This window comes from Azonexus sp. MM2026_4 (genome assembly GCF_055901855.1).
This window is the reverse complement of record NZ_CM148380.1, coordinates 1,049,354-1,064,712: the sequence shown is the minus strand read 5'-3', so window position 1 is coordinate 1,064,712 and position 15,359 is coordinate 1,049,354. Positions and strand designations below refer to the sequence as shown.

The 15,359-nt window shown below is 65.6% G+C and carries 16 protein-coding genes; 10 read left to right on the top strand and 6 right to left on the bottom strand.

Annotated elements, in window-relative coordinates:
- The first annotated feature begins 10 nt into the window (after positions 1-10).
- Complete coding sequence (gene moaE, locus AC0KWY_RS04960) at positions 11-466, top strand: molybdopterin synthase catalytic subunit MoaE (RefSeq protein ID WP_474028533.1); 456 nt, start codon at positions 11-13, stop codon at positions 464-466.
- Here the strand turns inward: moaE and AC0KWY_RS04955 are convergent.
- Positions 463-1,917, bottom strand: coding sequence for an MFS transporter (locus AC0KWY_RS04955; protein WP_474028532.1), 1,455 nt, complete (start codon positions 1,915-1,917; stop codon positions 463-465). The two genes, moaE and AC0KWY_RS04955, sit on opposite strands and share 4 nt — an antisense overlap.
- An 84-nt stretch (positions 1,918-2,001) precedes the next feature.
- On the opposite strand from AC0KWY_RS04955, the gene AC0KWY_RS04950 reads away from it, so the two are divergent.
- Positions 2,002-2,955 carry a LysR family transcriptional regulator gene (locus tag AC0KWY_RS04950; RefSeq protein ID WP_474028531.1) on the top strand — a complete coding sequence of 318 codons (954 nt, stop codon included), beginning with the start codon at positions 2,002-2,004 and terminating at the stop codon, positions 2,953-2,955.
- Positions 2,956-2,961: 6 nt separating this feature from the next.
- Here AC0KWY_RS04950 and AC0KWY_RS04945 read toward each other — a convergent pair whose 3' ends face one another.
- On the bottom strand, positions 2,962-4,587 hold the full coding sequence (locus AC0KWY_RS04945; RefSeq protein WP_474028530.1) for a methyl-accepting chemotaxis protein: 1,626 nt from the start codon (positions 4,585-4,587) through the stop codon (positions 2,962-2,964).
- A 156-nt stretch (positions 4,588-4,743) separates the two neighbouring features.
- Between AC0KWY_RS04945 and clpB the strand changes: the two genes are divergently transcribed.
- Entirely contained in the window at positions 4,744-7,326 is a 2,583-nt protein-coding gene (clpB, locus tag AC0KWY_RS04940; protein ID WP_474028529.1) for an ATP-dependent chaperone ClpB, read from the top strand.
- 52 nt (positions 7,327-7,378) lie between these two features.
- Here the strand turns inward: clpB and AC0KWY_RS04935 are convergent, their stop codons facing one another.
- Complete coding sequence (locus AC0KWY_RS04935; protein ID WP_474028528.1) at positions 7,379-7,666, bottom strand: DUF2502 domain-containing protein; 288 nt, start codon at positions 7,664-7,666, stop codon at positions 7,379-7,381.
- A gap of 87 nt (positions 7,667-7,753) precedes the next feature.
- Between AC0KWY_RS04935 and AC0KWY_RS04930 the strand changes: the two genes are divergently transcribed.
- The 3 genes from AC0KWY_RS04930 (at position 7,754) to AC0KWY_RS04920 (ending at position 10,328) form a co-directional block, all read left to right on the top strand.
- Positions 7,754-8,536 carry a DUF1684 domain-containing protein gene (locus AC0KWY_RS04930; RefSeq protein WP_474028527.1) on the top strand — a complete coding sequence of 261 codons (783 nt, stop codon included), beginning with the start codon at positions 7,754-7,756 and terminating at the stop codon, positions 8,534-8,536.
- Between the two features lie 78 nt (positions 8,537-8,614).
- Positions 8,615-9,034, top strand: a complete 420-nt coding sequence (locus AC0KWY_RS04925) for a DUF4395 family protein (protein ID WP_474028526.1) — start codon at positions 8,615-8,617, stop codon at positions 9,032-9,034.
- 172 nt (positions 9,035-9,206) lie between these two features.
- Positions 9,207-10,328, top strand: a complete 1,122-nt coding sequence (locus AC0KWY_RS04920) for a methyl-accepting chemotaxis protein (RefSeq protein WP_474028525.1) — start codon at positions 9,207-9,209, stop codon at positions 10,326-10,328.
- Positions 10,329-10,370: 42 nt separating this feature from the next.
- Here AC0KWY_RS04920 and ilvN read toward each other — a convergent pair whose 3' ends face one another.
- Positions 10,371-10,682: an acetolactate synthase small subunit gene (gene ilvN, locus AC0KWY_RS04915; RefSeq protein ID WP_474028524.1), complete on the bottom strand. Its 312-nt coding sequence runs from the start codon at positions 10,680-10,682 to the stop codon at positions 10,371-10,373.
- Entirely contained in the window at positions 10,679-12,355 is a 1,677-nt protein-coding gene (gene ilvB / locus AC0KWY_RS04910; RefSeq protein ID WP_474028523.1) for an acetolactate synthase large subunit, read from the bottom strand. The genes ilvN and ilvB overlap by 4 nt, the downstream gene beginning before the upstream one ends.
- A gap of 390 nt (positions 12,356-12,745) precedes the next feature.
- Between ilvB and AC0KWY_RS04905 the strand changes: the two genes are divergently transcribed.
- Positions 12,746-13,072 carry a hypothetical protein gene (locus tag AC0KWY_RS04905; protein WP_474028522.1) on the top strand — a complete coding sequence of 109 codons (327 nt, stop codon included), beginning with the start codon at positions 12,746-12,748 and terminating at the stop codon, positions 13,070-13,072.
- Complete coding sequence (locus AC0KWY_RS04900; protein WP_474028521.1) at positions 13,072-13,911, top strand: HDOD domain-containing protein; 840 nt, start codon at positions 13,072-13,074, stop codon at positions 13,909-13,911. The genes AC0KWY_RS04905 and AC0KWY_RS04900 overlap by 1 nt, the downstream gene beginning before the upstream one ends.
- Here AC0KWY_RS04900 and AC0KWY_RS04895 read toward each other — a convergent pair whose 3' ends face one another.
- Complete coding sequence (locus AC0KWY_RS04895; RefSeq protein ID WP_474028520.1) at positions 13,912-14,145, bottom strand: hypothetical protein; 234 nt, start codon at positions 14,143-14,145, stop codon at positions 13,912-13,914.
- Positions 14,146-14,259: 114 nt separating this feature from the next.
- Here AC0KWY_RS04895 and AC0KWY_RS04890 point away from each other — a divergent pair, with 114 nt between their 5' ends.
- Positions 14,260-14,811, top strand: coding sequence for a YaeQ family protein (locus AC0KWY_RS04890; RefSeq protein ID WP_474028519.1), 552 nt, complete (start codon positions 14,260-14,262; stop codon positions 14,809-14,811).
- A 46-nt stretch (positions 14,812-14,857) separates the two neighbouring features.
- Positions 14,858-15,334, top strand: a complete 477-nt coding sequence (locus AC0KWY_RS04885; protein ID WP_474028518.1) for an OmpA family protein — start codon at positions 14,858-14,860, stop codon at positions 15,332-15,334.
- Positions 15,335-15,359: the final 25 nt, after the last annotated feature.

Sequence of the window (15,359 nt, the reverse complement as noted above, 5' to 3'; positions counted from 1 at the left end):
GGAGCGAGAGATGAGCGTCCGCGTACAGACCGAAGATTTCGACGTCGGCGCCGAACTGGCGGCGTTGCGCGCGGGCGATGCCCGGGTCGGTGCGCTCGCTTCCTTCCTCGGCCTGGTGCGCGACATCAACGACGGCGCCAGCGTCTCCGGCATGACCCTGGAGCATTACCCGGGGATGACCGAGAAGGCGCTCGCACAGATCGTCGCCGAGGCGAAATCGCGCTGGGACATCTACGACGTGCTGGTCATCCACCGCGTCGGGCCGCTCGCCCCCTGCGACCAGATCGTGCTGGTCGCGGTGACCAGCGCGCATCGTGGCGAAGCCTTCGCCGCCTGCGAATTCATCATGGACTACCTGAAGACGAAAGCGCCGTTCTGGAAGAAGGAAGCGACGGCGGACGGCGGGCGCTGGGTGGACGCCCGCGACACCGACGACAGCGCGGCGGCGCGCTGGCAGCAGGCCTAACGGAAAGTCCGCTGCAGCCGGACCAGCGCGGCGACCGGCAGGGTAGCGATGGCCAGCCAGAAAAATACTTCGGCCGCCGCCAGCGTCAGCGGCGCCTGCAGGCCGCCTGACTGGCCGCCCAGCCCATGCAGCGCCAGCGCCCAGTCCGCCTGGATCGCCTGCGGTTGGCGGATGCGCTGGGCAGCGTAGAAATGCTGCAGGCCGACGGTGGCTAGCGCGATGCTGCTGGAAATGCCGAGCTGACGGACGATGTTCTTGACCTGGTAGGCGTGCGAGAAGACGTGTGCCGGCAGTTCGCTGAAGGTGCCGAAGGCGACCGGGCCGATATAGAAGGGCACGGCGACGCCGCAGACGAGAGCCGGCAGCAGCAGGAGCGGCCAGTCGGCGAGGTGTCCGGCCTGACTGAAGGCGAAGCAGGCGAGGGCGTAGAGGCCGAGGCCGGCGAGCATGAAGCTGCGCTGGCGCGCCAGCCGGCGGGCCGCCCAGGCGTGCACGATGGCGGCGGCGACGCTGCAGGCAGCGCTCAGGCCGAGGATCAGGGCGGTGCTGGTCAGCGACAGGCCGAGACCGTTGTGAAAGAAGATCGGCAGCAGAAAGCCGAGTGCGCCAAGCATGAAATAGCCCGAGAAATACAGGGCGATTCCCAGCAGGTAGCGCCATTGCAGCAAGCCCCGGTAATCGATCAATGGCCTTTCCTTGCGCCACTGCCGCCAGGCGAAGATGGTCAGCGCGATGATCGAGGCGAGGCCGATGGCGAAGACCAGGCGATGCGCCCCGGCGCCGGCCGCCGGGATTTCCTGGATCGCGTATTGCAGGCCGAAGATGCCGATCACCAGCCAGAGCAGCCAACCCCAGTGTTCCTCGCTGCGTTGTTCGGGGGCGACGGTGCTGTTGTCCAGATGCGGCCCGGCGATATCGGCGATCAGCAGGCAGAGCGGCAGCGCTACCCAGAACAGCGCCTGCCAGCCGAAAACGGCGAGCAGCACGGCGGCCACCACCGGGGCGACGGCGGAAGCGCCGAGCAGGCTGCCGATGAAGGCGAGCAGGCCGGCAAAACGCGCCGCCGCCGGCAGGCGGTTGATCGCCAGGCGTCCGGCGGTGAAGAAGGTGGCACCGCTGGCGCCCTGCAGCAGCCGGCCACAGGCAAACTGCCCGAAGCCGCCGGCGGTCGCCGCGAGGATGCCGCCGAGCGCGAAGACGCCCAGCGAAGCCAGGACGAAGCGGCGATAACCGAGGCGTTCGACCATCCATTGGTGCTTGTACAGCATGTAGATCGAGCTGACGCCGTACAGCGTGTAGGCCAGCGCGAATTGTTCGGGCGTCAGTCCGAGGCCGGCCATGATGTGGGTGGCGCCGAACATGACCAGCCCGGTTTCGAAGAACTCGATGCAGGTGATCGCAGCAATGCTGCGCAGCAGGCCGCGTACCTGCGGAGCGGGGAGGTTGGACATCGGTATCTGGCGGAGGAAAAACCGGACAGTTTAAGACCGGTTATTGAATGCATTAAATCGATTGATGTGATCTAGACTATCGATATGAACGATATCGACTACCAAGCCTTCCGCCGTCTCGATCTCAACCTGCTCGTTGCCTTCGACGCCCTGCTGCGCGAGGGCGGCGTCAGCCGCGCCGCCGCCCGGCTGTGCATCGGCCAGCCGGCGATGAGCCACGCCCTGGCGCGTCTGCGCGAGCTGTTCGAGGATGACATCCTGTATCGCGCCGGCGCCGGCATGCAGCCGACTGCCCGCGCTCTGGCCCTGGCGCCGCGCATCCGGCGCCTGCTTGCCGAAGTCCAGGCCGTCACCTGCAGTGCGGCGGATTTCGATCCGGCTCAGGTCGTTGGCGATTTCCGGCTGGCGCTCAACGATCCCCTTGAGGCCCTGTTGCTGCCCGGTCTGGTCGCCCGCATCCGGGAGCGGGCGCCGGGCCTCAGCCTGTCGGTGCGACCGATTCCCGCGTCGCGTCAGCTCGAGCATCTCGATGCCGGCAACATCAATCTCGCGGTCGGCCATTTTCCCAGCGTGCGCGAGGTTCATGAGGCGCAATTGCTGTTTCGCGCCGGGTTCTGTTGCGTCTTCAATCCGGCCCTGCTCGACATGCCGTCGCCGATCGGCCTCGCCGACCTGGTCCGGCATCCGCATATCCACACCAGCTATACCGGGGATGCGCCGGGGCTGACCGAGCGCCTGCTCGGCGAGGCCGGCCTGCAGCGCCACGTGGTGGCGCAGGCGGCGTCGCCACTGGCGATTCCCTTCGTGGTCAAGCAGAGTCCGCTGCTGGCGGTGGTTCCCGATCTGGTGGCGCGCTTGTTCGCGGCCCACGCCGATCTGGCGATCGAGCCGCTGGCGGTGGCCGGACTGGAACTACCGATTTCGCGCGTCACGCACCGGCGTGACCGGGGAGACCCGCTGACCGGCTTCGTCGCCGATCAGGTAGAGCAGGCGGCCACTGCCCTGTTCGGAGAAGCGGCCGCCGGCAGCCAGGTGTAAACCGCGTCAGGTCTTGAACTGGGCAACGGCTTGGTGCAGTTCGCCGGAGAGCTGGTGCAGGCGGCGCGCGGCGTCGGCAGTCTGGCGCACGGCAATGGCGCTTTCCTCGGACATCTGGGCGATCGTTTCGAGCTTCTGCGCGATGTCGTTGCTAGCCTGGCTCTGCTCGGAAATCGAATCGGAAATGCCGTTGACGACAAAGGTGACGCGCTGTGCGCCATCGCGGATGCGGTTGATCGAATCGCCGGCCTGGTTGGCCAACTGGACGCCGTTGCCGACCTTGGCGACGCCGTCCTGCATGCTGCTGACCGCGCTGCGCGTGCCGTTCTGGATCTTGGTCACCATGCCGGCGATTTCGGTCGTCGATAGACTGGTCCGCTCGGCCAACTTGCGCACTTCGTCGGCGACGACGGCGAAGCCGCGGCCCTGCTCGCCGGCGCGGGCCGCTTCGATGGCGGCGTTGAGGGCGAGCAGGTTGGTCTGGTCGGCGATCTCGCGGATGGTGTTGACGATCGAAGTGATCTGATCGGAGCTGCGGCCGAGGTCCTCGACGATTTGCGACGAGGATTGCACCGCCTCGGAAATCTTGCGCATTTCGGTGGCGGCGTTATGAATCACCGCGGCGCCTTCTTCCGAAATGTTGCCGGCCTCGCGCGAGATGCCGTGCGCTTCGGTGGCGTTTTCCTTGACCTGGTCGATGCTCACCGCCATCTGCTCGACCGAGGCGGCCATCGACGACGCGGCGTCGCTTTGCTGGCGGGCACGGTCGGCGACTTCGTCGGACGAACTGAGCAACTGGTCGGCGGCGCTGGCCAGATGCTGGGCGTTGCTGATGATGGTCGAGATCATCGCCCGCAGCGTGTCCTGCATGGCGCGGATGTCGGACAGCAGGTTTTCGCCCGGCGGGCAGTTGACCGGCGACGAGAGGTCGCCGGCGGCGATGCGCCGAGTGACGGCGGAGGCGGCCGAGGGGTCGCCACCGAGGGTCTTGATGATGTTGCGCGATACCAGGGTCAGCGAGACGGCGATGAAACCGCCGATGGCGAGGCCCCACAACAACAGGATGGCGGCGTCTTCGCGGAACCTGGCATCGACGTCGTCGATGTAGATGCCGGAACCAATGACCCAGCCCCAGGGTTTGAAACCCATGACGTAGGAAATCTTTGGTACGCCGTCCTCGTGGCCGGGTTTGGGCCACAGGTAATCGACGAAGCCGGCGCCCTGGTTGCGCACCACGGTATTGAATTCGAGGAACAGCAGCTTGCCGTTCTTGTCCTTGAGCTGGTCGAGTTTCTTGCCATCGAGTTCCGGCTTGATCGGGTGCATCACCATCAGATCGTCGAGATCGTTGATCCAGAAGTACTCGACCTGATCGTAGCGCATCGCCCGTACAGCGTCGGCGGCGGCCTTCTTGGCCTCGGCCTCGCTGAGGCGGCCGGCCACGGATTCGGCGTGGAAGTGGGCGACCAGCGCCTGGGTGGCCTCGACCAGGTTGCGTACCTTCGCCTGGCGGTCCTCGAGCATCCGTTGCTTGCCGCTGATCAGCAGGACGACGAACAGGATGATCAGGGCACCAATGGTGGCCAGCGTCATCGCGGTCAGCTTGCCGCGAAGTGTCATTGATTTTGCCATTTTTTCCTCTTGTGGGAATTGCTCTGCAAAGGGGAAACTAACATCCGCTAGTCCATGAGGCAATAGGGGTTATTGCGTAAAGTGCCGAACGGGACTTGAAAAGTGGCGGGGCGGACGCATCTGTGGGCTATCGAGAAATTACCGCGGGAGCACAGCATGCGATTTGACAAATTCACCACCATGTTCCAGCAGGCACTGGCGGAAGCGCAGAGCCTGGCCAATGGCAACGACCAGCAGTTCATCGAGCCGCAACACCTGCTGCTGGCGCTGCTCGAGCAGGACGATGGCGGCGCGACCTCGTTGCTGGCGCGCGCTGGGGTCAATGTGGCCAGCCTCAAGCGCGAGCTGACGCTGGCCCTGACCCGGCTGCCCAAGGTCGAAGGCCACGGCGGCGACGTCCAGGTCGGCCGCGATCTGGCCAATCTGCTGAACCTGACCGACAAGGAAGCGCAGAAGCGCGGCGACCAGTTCATCGCCAGCGAGATGTTCCTGCTCGCCCTGTGCGACGACAAGGGCGAGACCGGCCGTCTTGCCAGGCAGCACGGCCTGCAGAAGAAGGCGCTGGAAGCGGCGATCATGGCCGTGCGCGGCGGCCAGGGCATTGATTCACAGGAGGCCGAAGGTCAGCGCGAATCGCTGAAGAAATACTGCATCGACCTCACCGAGCGCGCCGCCCAGGGCAAGCTCGACCCGGTGATCGGCCGCGACGATGAAATCCGCCGCGCCATCCAGATACTGCAGCGCCGCACCAAGAACAACCCGGTGCTGATCGGCGAGCCGGGCGTCGGCAAGACCGCCATCGTCGAAGGCCTGGCGCAGCGCATCGTCAATGGCGAGGTGCCGGAAACGCTCAAGGGCAAGAAGGTGCTGGTCCTCGACATGGCCGGGCTGCTCGCCGGCGCCAAGTACCGCGGCGAGTTCGAGGAGCGTCTGAAAGCCGTGTTGAAGGAAGTGGCGCAGGACGAAGGCCGCATCATCCTGTTCATCGACGAGTTGCATACCATGGTCGGCGCTGGCAAGGCCGAGGGCGCCATCGACGCCGGCAACATGCTGAAGCCCGCGCTGGCGCGCGGCGAACTGCACTGCATCGGCGCGACGACGCTCGACGAATACCGCAAATACATCGAGAAGGACGCGGCGCTCGAACGCCGCTTCCAGAAGGTGCTGGTCGACGAGCCGAGCGTCGAATCGACGATCGCCATCCTGCGCGGCCTGCAGGAGAAGTACGAGCTGCACCACGGCGTGGACATCACCGACCCGGCCATCGTCGCCGCCGCCGAACTCAGCCACCGCTACATCACCGACCGCTTCCTGCCGGACAAGGCGATCGACCTGATCGACGAGGCCGCCGCGCGGATCAAGATGGAAATCGACTCCAAGCCGGAGTCGATGGATAAACTGGACCGCCGCATCATCCAGTTGAAGATCGAGCGCGAGGCGGTCAAGAAGGAGAAGGACGAAGCCTCGAAGAAGCGTTTCGCGCTGATCGAGGACGAGATCGCCAAGCTGACCAAGGAGTATTCCGACCTCGAGGAAATCTGGAAGGCGGAAAAGTCGGCCGTGCTTGGCACCGCGCAGATCAAGGAAGAGATCGACCACCTCAAGGCCGACATCGTCCGCCTGCAGCGCGAGGGCAAGCTGGAGCAGGTGGCCGAACTGCAATACGGCAAGCTGCCGCAACTGGAAGCCCAGTTGAAGGCGGCGGAAAAGGCCGGCGAGAGCGAGCCGAAGCAGAACAAGCTGCTGCGCACTCAGGTCGGCGCCGAGGAAATCGCCGAAGTCGTCAGTCGCGCCACCGGCATTCCGGTGAGCAAGATGATGCAGGGCGAGCGCGACAAGCTGCTCAAGATGGAAGAAAAGCTGCACAACCGCGTCGTCGGCCAGGACGAAGCGGTGCGCCTGGTCGCCGATGCGATCCGCCGTTCGCGCGCCGGCCTGTCCGATCCGAACCGGCCTTACGGCTCCTTCCTCTTCCTCGGCCCGACCGGCGTCGGCAAGACCGAGCTGTGCAAGGCATTGGCCGAATTCATGTTCGACGCCGAGGATCACCTGATCCGCATCGACATGAGCGAGTTCATGGAGAAGCACTCGGTCGCCCGCCTGATCGGCGCGCCGCCGGGCTACGTCGGTTACGAGGAAGGCGGCTACCTGACCGAGGCGGTGCGCCGCAAGCCGTATTCGGTGATCCTTCTCGACGAGGTCGAAAAGGCCCACCCGGACGTTTTCAACGTGCTCCTGCAGGTGCTCGACGACGGCCGCATGACCGACGGTCAGGGCCGCACCGTCGATTTCAAGAACACGGTGATCGTCATGACCTCGAACCTCGGCAGCCAGATGATCCAGCAGATGCAAGGCGACGATTACCAGTTGATCAAGCTGGCGGTGATGGGCGAGGTGAAGACCTATTTCCGCCCGGAATTCATCAACCGCATCGACGAGGTGGTGGTCTTCCACGCCCTCGACGAAAAGCATATCGCCGGCATCGCCAGGATCCAGCTCGGTTACCTGGAAAAGCGGCTGGCGCAGCTGGAGATGGGCATCGTCGTCGAGGACAGCGCACTGGCCGAACTGGCCAAGGCCGGCTTCGACCCGGTGTTCGGCGCCCGGCCGTTGAAGCGGGCGATCCAGCAGCAACTGGAAAACCCGTTGGCCAAGGCCATCCTCGAAGGGAAATTTGCCGCCAAGGACACCATCCGGGTGGCTTGCGACAACGGTGTGATGCGCTTCAGCCAAGGGTAAACGCAAACGGGCGGGCCATCAGGCCCGCCCGCTCCGCAGGAATGGCTATGCGTCAGCAATCGCCCTTTCTGGCGTGTCCCGGCGGACAGAACCCCGGACCGCGCTGATGCCGATGGCCGGTGTAGTATTTATGGCCGCGCGGGCCATGGTGTCTTTTCCAGTAGCGGGGTTCGCGCCACTCGTAGCCGTCCCAGTAATAGCCGCGATCGTCGCGCGAGCCGAACGTGACGGTGACACCGCCGGCCTGGACGCGGACGTTGCCGATATCGACCCGGATGTCGCTGGCGTTGCCGAACAGCGGCGTGGCGGCGAGCAGGGCCAGGATCAGGTATTTCTTCATCAGTTTTTCTCTCCGGAAATGCAGGAAGCGCATTGGCGGAGACTATAACGCCCGAGGCGTCAAAAAGATAACGCGAGAATCCCTGCCATGTCACAGAACTCCCTCGAAGACTGGCGCCAGCGGCGCCACGCCGAACTGGCCGGACCCGAGAGCTGGCTCGGACTGGTTGGCCTGTACTGGCTGGAGGACGAAATCTCCCGAGTCGGCAGCGCTGCCGATTGTGTCGTCCGGTTGCCTGCCGGGCCGTCGCATCTGGGCGATCTGCTGGTTCGCGACGGCGGCGTCGTCTGGCGCCCGGTCGGCGGGACCGAGCGTTCATTGGCGACCGACCGCGACGGCTTGCCGGATGTGGTCGAGCATCAGCAGTTGTCCTTTTTCGTCGTCGAGCGCGACGGCAAACTGGCGGCCCGGGTCCGTGACCGGGGCTGGGCACGGCAACGGCCTTTCACCGGTGTCGCGTATTTCCCGGAAGACCCGGACTGGGTCGTCGAAGCCGACTGGTTGCCGCTCGCAGCGCCGCTGACCCTGGAAGTACCGAATGTCAGCGGCGACCTGAAGCCGGTGACGGTAAGCTTCCAGGCGGTTTTCGAGCTTGCCGGCCAGCGCCTGGCATTGCTGCCGATGTCGGTTGGCGAGCACGAGGTCTTCTTCGTTTTCCGGGACCGCAGCAGTGGCCGAGACACCTATGGCGCTGGCCGTTTCCTGAAGGTGAAGCCGGCGGTGGACGGCAAGATCGTCCTCGATTTCAACCGCGCCTATAATCCGCCCTGCGCCTTCACGCCGTTTGCCACCTGCCCGCTGCCGCCGGCGGAAAACTGGCTGCCCCTGGCGGTCACGGCGGGCGAGAAACGCTGGCAGGGCGATCACTGAAGCCAGCCGCCGAGGATTGCTGTGCTGCATTGCAACATGCTAATATAAGCGGATGTTAATAGTCTTGTGGAGTCTGTCATGTTGCGTTTCGACATCGCCCCGGTCTGCTCGAATGCCTACCGCCTGCAGGCGACGATGAGTTTCGCCATCGCTGCGCTGTACCTGTTTACGCCCTATCAATGGGTCTCCATCCTGCTGGCGCTGGGTGGTTTGTTGCGCGGCTTCGTTTCGCCGCACAAATGTCTTTCCTACCTGGCTTTTGCTGGCGCAACCGGCAAGCTGGGCATCGCCAGGATGCAGAACGCCGGTTCCAAGATGTTTGCCGACAAGATTGCCGGCATCGCCGGCACCGCGATGTTCGTGACCTGGCTGCTCGGTTCCGGGGTCGGCGTAGTGCCGGCCTACGCCATCCTGATCTTCGCCTTCATCGACCTGGCGACCGGCTTCTGCGCCGCCTGCTGGGCCTACGGCGCCTGGTACAAATTCCGTCAAGCCTGACACATTGTCAGGGCAATGAAAAAGCGTGGGCGACCACGCTTTTTTCATTTTGTTGAGACGATTTCCCCATAGTAAAATCGCCACCCGAAAACCGACCATACGGTTTCAGCCGAAAACTATACATACAAGGCGCTACCCGACCGGGCGTGCCGTTGCGGATGAGGGTTGTACGATGTTCTGGAGCAACAATCGCCGAGTCAGCGAGCTTGAACGCTCGCTGGCCGAGGGGGCGCGCCGCGAAGCGGCGTTGTCCGACGAAATCGCCGCGCTCAAGCGCGACCTGGCGGCACAGACGGTGGCGCAGCGCGAGAAGGAGGCCGAGTGCGACACCCTGCGCGAGATCGTCCGCAATCTGGCCCTGTTCGGCGAATCGCTGGGCAGCTCGCAAGCCAGTCTGGGCGACATGGCCAATCTGCTGAAGCAGGAAAAACAGCAGGCCGTCCAGGCGGCTGAAGTCTCCCGGGCGAGCGGCCAGACGACCACCGAAATCGCCGCCAACCTGCACCGGCTGGCCGAGGATTCCGCCCAGGCCGCCCGCGAGGTCGACGTGCTGGCCCACCAGGCGAGCGAGATCGGCGCCATCGTCCAGCTGATCCACGAAATCGCCGACCAGACCAACCTGCTGGCACTCAATGCAGCGATCGAGGCAGCCCGCGCCGGCGAGGCCGGGCGCGGTTTCGCGGTTGTGGCCGACGAGGTGCGCAAGCTCGCCGAGCGTACCGCCAAGGCGACCAAGGATATCGATGGCCTGGTGACCGGCATCCGCCGCGATTCGAATTCCGCCAAGACGGCGATGGAAACCCTGGCCCACACCGCCGACGACTACAGCGAGCGCGGCAACCGGGCGACCGACGACATGAACCGGCTGATCGGCCTGTCGCAGAAGATGGAGCAGGTGATCGCCGGCAGTGCGCTGAAAAGCTTCGTCGAAGTGGCCAAGGTCGATCACCTGGTGTTCAAGTTCCGCATCTACCTCGGCTTGTTCGGCATCGAACAGGTCGATCCGGCGAACGTCGCCTCGCATACCACCTGCCGGCTCGGCAAGTGGTACTACGAAGGCGAGGGGCGCGACTGCTTCAGCCGTCTGGGCGGCTACCGCGAGATCGAGGCGCCGCACATCGACGTTCACCGTTACGGCATCGAAGCGCTGAAGGCACGGCTGGCCGGCGACTTCCCGGGCATGCTGCGCCATGTCCAGGCGATGGAAAGGGCGAGCATGCAGGTCCTCGACAGCCTGCAGCGGATGGCCGACGGCGCCGCCGACAGTCCGGATCTGCTCTGCCTTTCTCACTGATCCCGAACTCAGCAACGACAACCCGGCCGCGGCCGGGTTTTTTCATGGCCGGAAAAACTCCTCCAGTTCGGCGAAGACCGCGTGCTCGGCGTGGTGGCGCCGGACACTGGCGACATCTTCGAGCTTTTCCAGTTGCCGGATCATCTGCGGTAGCCGCTGGTCTTCATTGACCAGCAGCCAGATCCGGCTCTGCCGGCCGTCGCCGACCGGCAGGCAGAGGATGCCTTCGACGTTGTAGGCGCGGCGCGAGAAAAGGCCGACGACGTGCGACATCACCCCGGGGTGGTTGGCGACGTCGATCTGCAGCACGGCGCGCGCCAGGGCGCGGGATTCGTTGCGGCTCAGGGCGTTCATGCTTGGGCTCCGATCATGTCACGGTTGGCGGCGCCGGGCGGCACCATGGGATAAACCTTCTGTTGCGCGTCGATGCGGGCGTGGATCAGGCACGGGCCGGGGCGGGCGAAGGCCTCGGCGAGCGCCGCCAGCGGGTTGGCGGCGGCGTCGAGATCGACGGCGGCGATGCCGAAGGCGCGGGCGGCGGCGGTGAAGTCTGGCTGTACCTGGAAAGTCGAGGCGACCGGACCCTGGCCGTAGAACAGCGTCTGCTGCTGGTGCACCAGGCCGAGCGCGGCGTTGTCCAGGAGCACGATCTTGAGGTTGGCCTGCACCTCGGCGGCGGTGACCAGTTCCTGGATGTTCATCAGGATCGAGCCGTCGCCGGTGAAGCAGACCACTGTCCGCTCGGGGGCGGCGAGCGCGGCGCCGATCGCCGTCGGCACGCCGAAGCCCATCGTTCCCAGCCCGCCGGAAGTCAGCCACTGCCGGGGGCGGCGCAGCGGGTAGGCCTGCGCCACCCACATCTGGTGCTGGCCGACGTCGGTGACGACGATCGCCTCATCGTCCACACAGGCGGCGACGCAACGGATCAGCCCGAAGTGCGAGCGCGGGTCGGCCAGCCCGGGCAAGGGCTGCGGGTGCGCGGTTTTCAGCGCGTCGACGCGCTCGTTCCAGGCGCTCCGGGCATTCTCCGGGACCAGCGGCAGCAGGCGGGCGAGCGCTTCGCCGAGGTCGGCGACGATACCGACGTGGGCGGCCTTGATCTTGTCCAGTTCGGCGGCGTCGATGTCGATGTGGACGATCTTCGCCTGCGGGCAGAAGGCGGCGACCTTGCCGGTGGCGCGGTCGTCGAAGCGGGCGCCGACGGCAATCAGCAGGTCGCATTCCTCGAGCGCCAGGTTGGCGCAGGGGGCGCCGTGCATGCCCAGCATGCCGAGCGACAGCCGGTGATCGACCGGCATCGCGCCGAGCGCCATCAGCGTCATCACGGTCGGCAGATTGGCTTTTTCGGCCAGGTCGAGCGCCAGCCGCGAGGCACCGGCGTGGATGACACCGCCGCCGAGGTAGAGAATGGGGCGCCGTGCCGCGCCGATCAGCGCGGCCGCTTCGGTCAGCGCCATGCCGTCGGCCGGCGCCACCGGGCGGCGGCAGCCGGGTTCCGGCCAGTCGGCGATTTCGATGGCGCGGCTCTGCACGTCCTTGGGAATGTCGATCAGCACCGGCCCGGGGCGTCCGGAAGCGGCGATGGCGAAGGCGCGGGGAATCACCTCGAGCAGTTCCTCGGTCGAGGAAACCAGGAAGTTGTGCTTGGTGATCGGCAGCGACAAGCCGTAGACGTCGACTTCCTGGAAGGCGTCGGTGCCGATCATCGCCCGCGGCACCTGGCCGGTGATCGCCACCAGCGGGATCGAATCGAGCTTGGCGTCGGCGATCGCCGTCAGCAGGTTGGTCGCGCTCGGCCCGGAAGAGGCGAGGCAGACGGCGACTTCGCCGGAAACCCGGGCCATGCCCTGGGCAATGAAGCCGGCGCCCTGTTCGTGGCGGGGCAGGACGTGGCGGATCGTGGTCAACTCGCCGAGGGCGTCGTAGATCGGCAGGATGGCGCCGCCCGGGTAGCCGGTCAGCAGGCGCACGCCCTGGCGTTCGAGAAGACGCACGGTGAGCTGCGCGCCGGTGAGGGTTTCGGTCATTGAGAACTCCTTTCGGTTTCTGGCGATTCCGGGAGGCTCAACGAAAAACCCCGCCGGTTGCGCCGGCGGGGTTTGAGGGAAACTGTCTGCTGCTTACCCGATCCGCGACGGCGCGTGCGTGACGACACCTACGACGATGACGCGTACGACGACCGGCGATACTGCGCGGGCAGCAAACGGGAAGCGGGTCGGGGTGGCGGTCATCGACGTTGCGGGATGCGGAAAGTGGCTGAGCGGCGACTATCGCCGATTTTCCGGCGAAAAACAACAACGGGATGAATGGGGTTATTGCCCGGCCGATGCCGGTGAGCGTGCTTGCGGCAAGCATGCCTTGACCTGTGCGGCAAAAAGTGACAGATTCGATTCAAATAATAAATATTGGAGAAAGCAATGCGGCAACGTCTGCACTACATCCCGATTTCCGAGGCGGTCGAAGGCATGGTGCTGGGCGCCCCGCTGGCCATCGCCGATCACGGCGTGACCAACTTCACGCTGCCGGCCGGCAATCCGCTGACCGAAGGCAACCTGCACCAGATCGCCATGCGCCACGGTGAATTCGTCTGCATCCGCGAAGACGATCCACGCAGCGATGCCGAGCGCGACGCCGATCTGGTGAGGGAAAAGGCCCGTCTGGACCGCATCTTCGCCCATGCCGACCGCTCGCAGCCGGCGCTCGCCGCGCTGTATGCCGCGGTGCTGGCCTACCGGAGCCTGTGATGCCGCTGCACCTGAGTGAAAGCGATATCGTCCGCCGGTCGGCGCTGTTGCCGGCCTTTCCGACGGTGGTCAACGACCTGTTGCAGACGCTGGACGACGACAACGCGACGATCGGTGCGCTGATCCAGCTGGTCGGGCGCGATCCGGTGATCACCGCGCGCGTGCTGTCGATTGCCAATGCGGCGGCGATGGGCGGGCGCAACCAGCGTGACCTGCGCGACATGCAGGTCGCGGTCTCGCTGATCGGCCTCGCCAAGGTCAGGGAAATCGTGCTCGCCGTGGCGCTCGCCGAGTTTTCCCGGGAAAGCCGCATGGGCAGCCACTTCTGGGAACACAGCGTGGCAGTCGGCGTGGCCGCCCAGGAACTGGCCCGGATCGGCCACCTGTCGCAGGATTTTTCGCTGGTCTGCGGCTTGCTGCACGACATCGGCCAGCTCTGGATGGCGCGTTGCCATCCGCTGGAGTTCCAGCTGGTGCGCATGAGTCTGGAGCAGGACGAAGGGCTTGACATCATCGACGCCGAGCGCCGGGTGTTCGGCATCGATCATTGCACCATCGGCCGCCTGCTGGCGACCGCCTGGCGGCTGCCGGCGTCGGTGGTGGCGGCGATCGAGCATCACCACGACGTCCAGCCGCCGGCCGACAAGCTGGTCGCGGTGACCCATGTTGCGGAAGTCGTGGTCAATGCCCTCGACCTGGCCACGCACCAGAACTCGCGGGTCACCAACCTGGCCGAGAGCGCCTGCGAGCTGATCGGCCTGAACTGGAACGACGACCTCGGTTACCTGTTCGGACGCATCGAAGCGCGCAGCCACTACCTGACCCGCATTTTTTTCTGATCAGGCGGGCGGCGTTTCGCCATCGAGCAGCACCGGCCAGATCCGCCAGTGGCCGCAGGCCGAGCGGGCGCGCCGCTCGCTGGCGTGCCAGCCGCCGCCGTCGCACAGTCCGACGTCGGTTTCGGCGACGATGGCGACGCTGCCCGGTGTCGTGCCGACGGCGCGCGGGCCGCTCCAGCACTGGCAACTGGCGCAGCGCTTGCGGGCGACGGGCTGCAGCAACGTTCCGCTCATCGCCGAGCCGCTGTCGCTGACTGTCTGCCGACGGGGGCGTGTTCCATGGTCTCCTCCGGGTGGTTGGCGGGCCTGCCGCCATGGGATAATCGCGCACTTTTCCCAGGGGCTGCAATGGCGCTCAAATCCACCGTCTTCAAGGCCGAGCTGCAGGTGGCCGATCTCGACCGCGGCCACTTCGCTGATTACGCGCTGACCGTCGCCCGTCATCCTTCGGAAAACGACGAGCGGATGATGGTCCGCATCCTCGCCTTCGCGCTGCATGCCGGCCCCGATCTGGCTTTCGGCAAGGGGCTGTCGAGCGATGACGAATGCGCGCTGCAGGAGGTCGATCCTTCCGGCGTGCTGCAGACCTGGATCGAGGTCGGCCAACCCGACGAGACGCGCATCCGCAAGGGCTGTCACCGCGCCCGCCGGGCGGTGGTGCTGACCTACGGCGCCCGTTCGGTCGATGTCTGGTGGCAGCAGATTGCGCCGCAACTCGCGCGTTTCGACAATCTGACGGTACTGCGCCTGTCGGCCGAAGAAACCCAGGCCCTGGGGGCGCTGGCGTCGCGTTCGATGCAGCTCTCCTGCACGGTCCAGGAAGGCACGGTGTGGCTGGCGGCCGGAGAGCGTTCGCTGCAATTGCACCCCGATACACTGTTGAGTCCGAATGCTGGGTAGAATGCCGCGGTAATTTTTCCTTCTTCCTGAAATGAGGTTACCCAGTATGTCCAGTCAAGACGAAAACGAAACTCAGGGTGTGGTCTTCGGTGTTCTCGCCGGCGTCATCTTTGGTGTGATCGCGCTGGTTGCCGGTCTCGGCGTATGGAAGGCGAACCAGTCGCTGCCCGCCGTTGCGCTTGTTGCCGAAGGCGACATTGCGCCGGTCGGCGAGGCGCTGGCCAAAGTCTATTTTGCGGTTGGTTCGGCGGCGCTCGGCGACGGCGACCTGATGGTCGTCGCACGGACGGTCAACGCGCTGGCCGCCAAGAGTGAAGGCATCGTCCTGCTTTCCGGTTTCCATGACGCTTCAGGCGACCCGGCGCAGAATGCCGAACTGGCAAAACAGCGCGCGCTGGCGGTACGCGATGCCCTGGTGGCTGGCGGCGTGGCCAGCGACAAGGTCAAGATGCGGCGCCCGGAATCGACGCTGGGCAGCGGCAACGCCGAGGAAGGTCGGCGCGTCGAGATCCGCGTCCAGTAACGTCGGGCGCTTCGTCAGCGGCGGG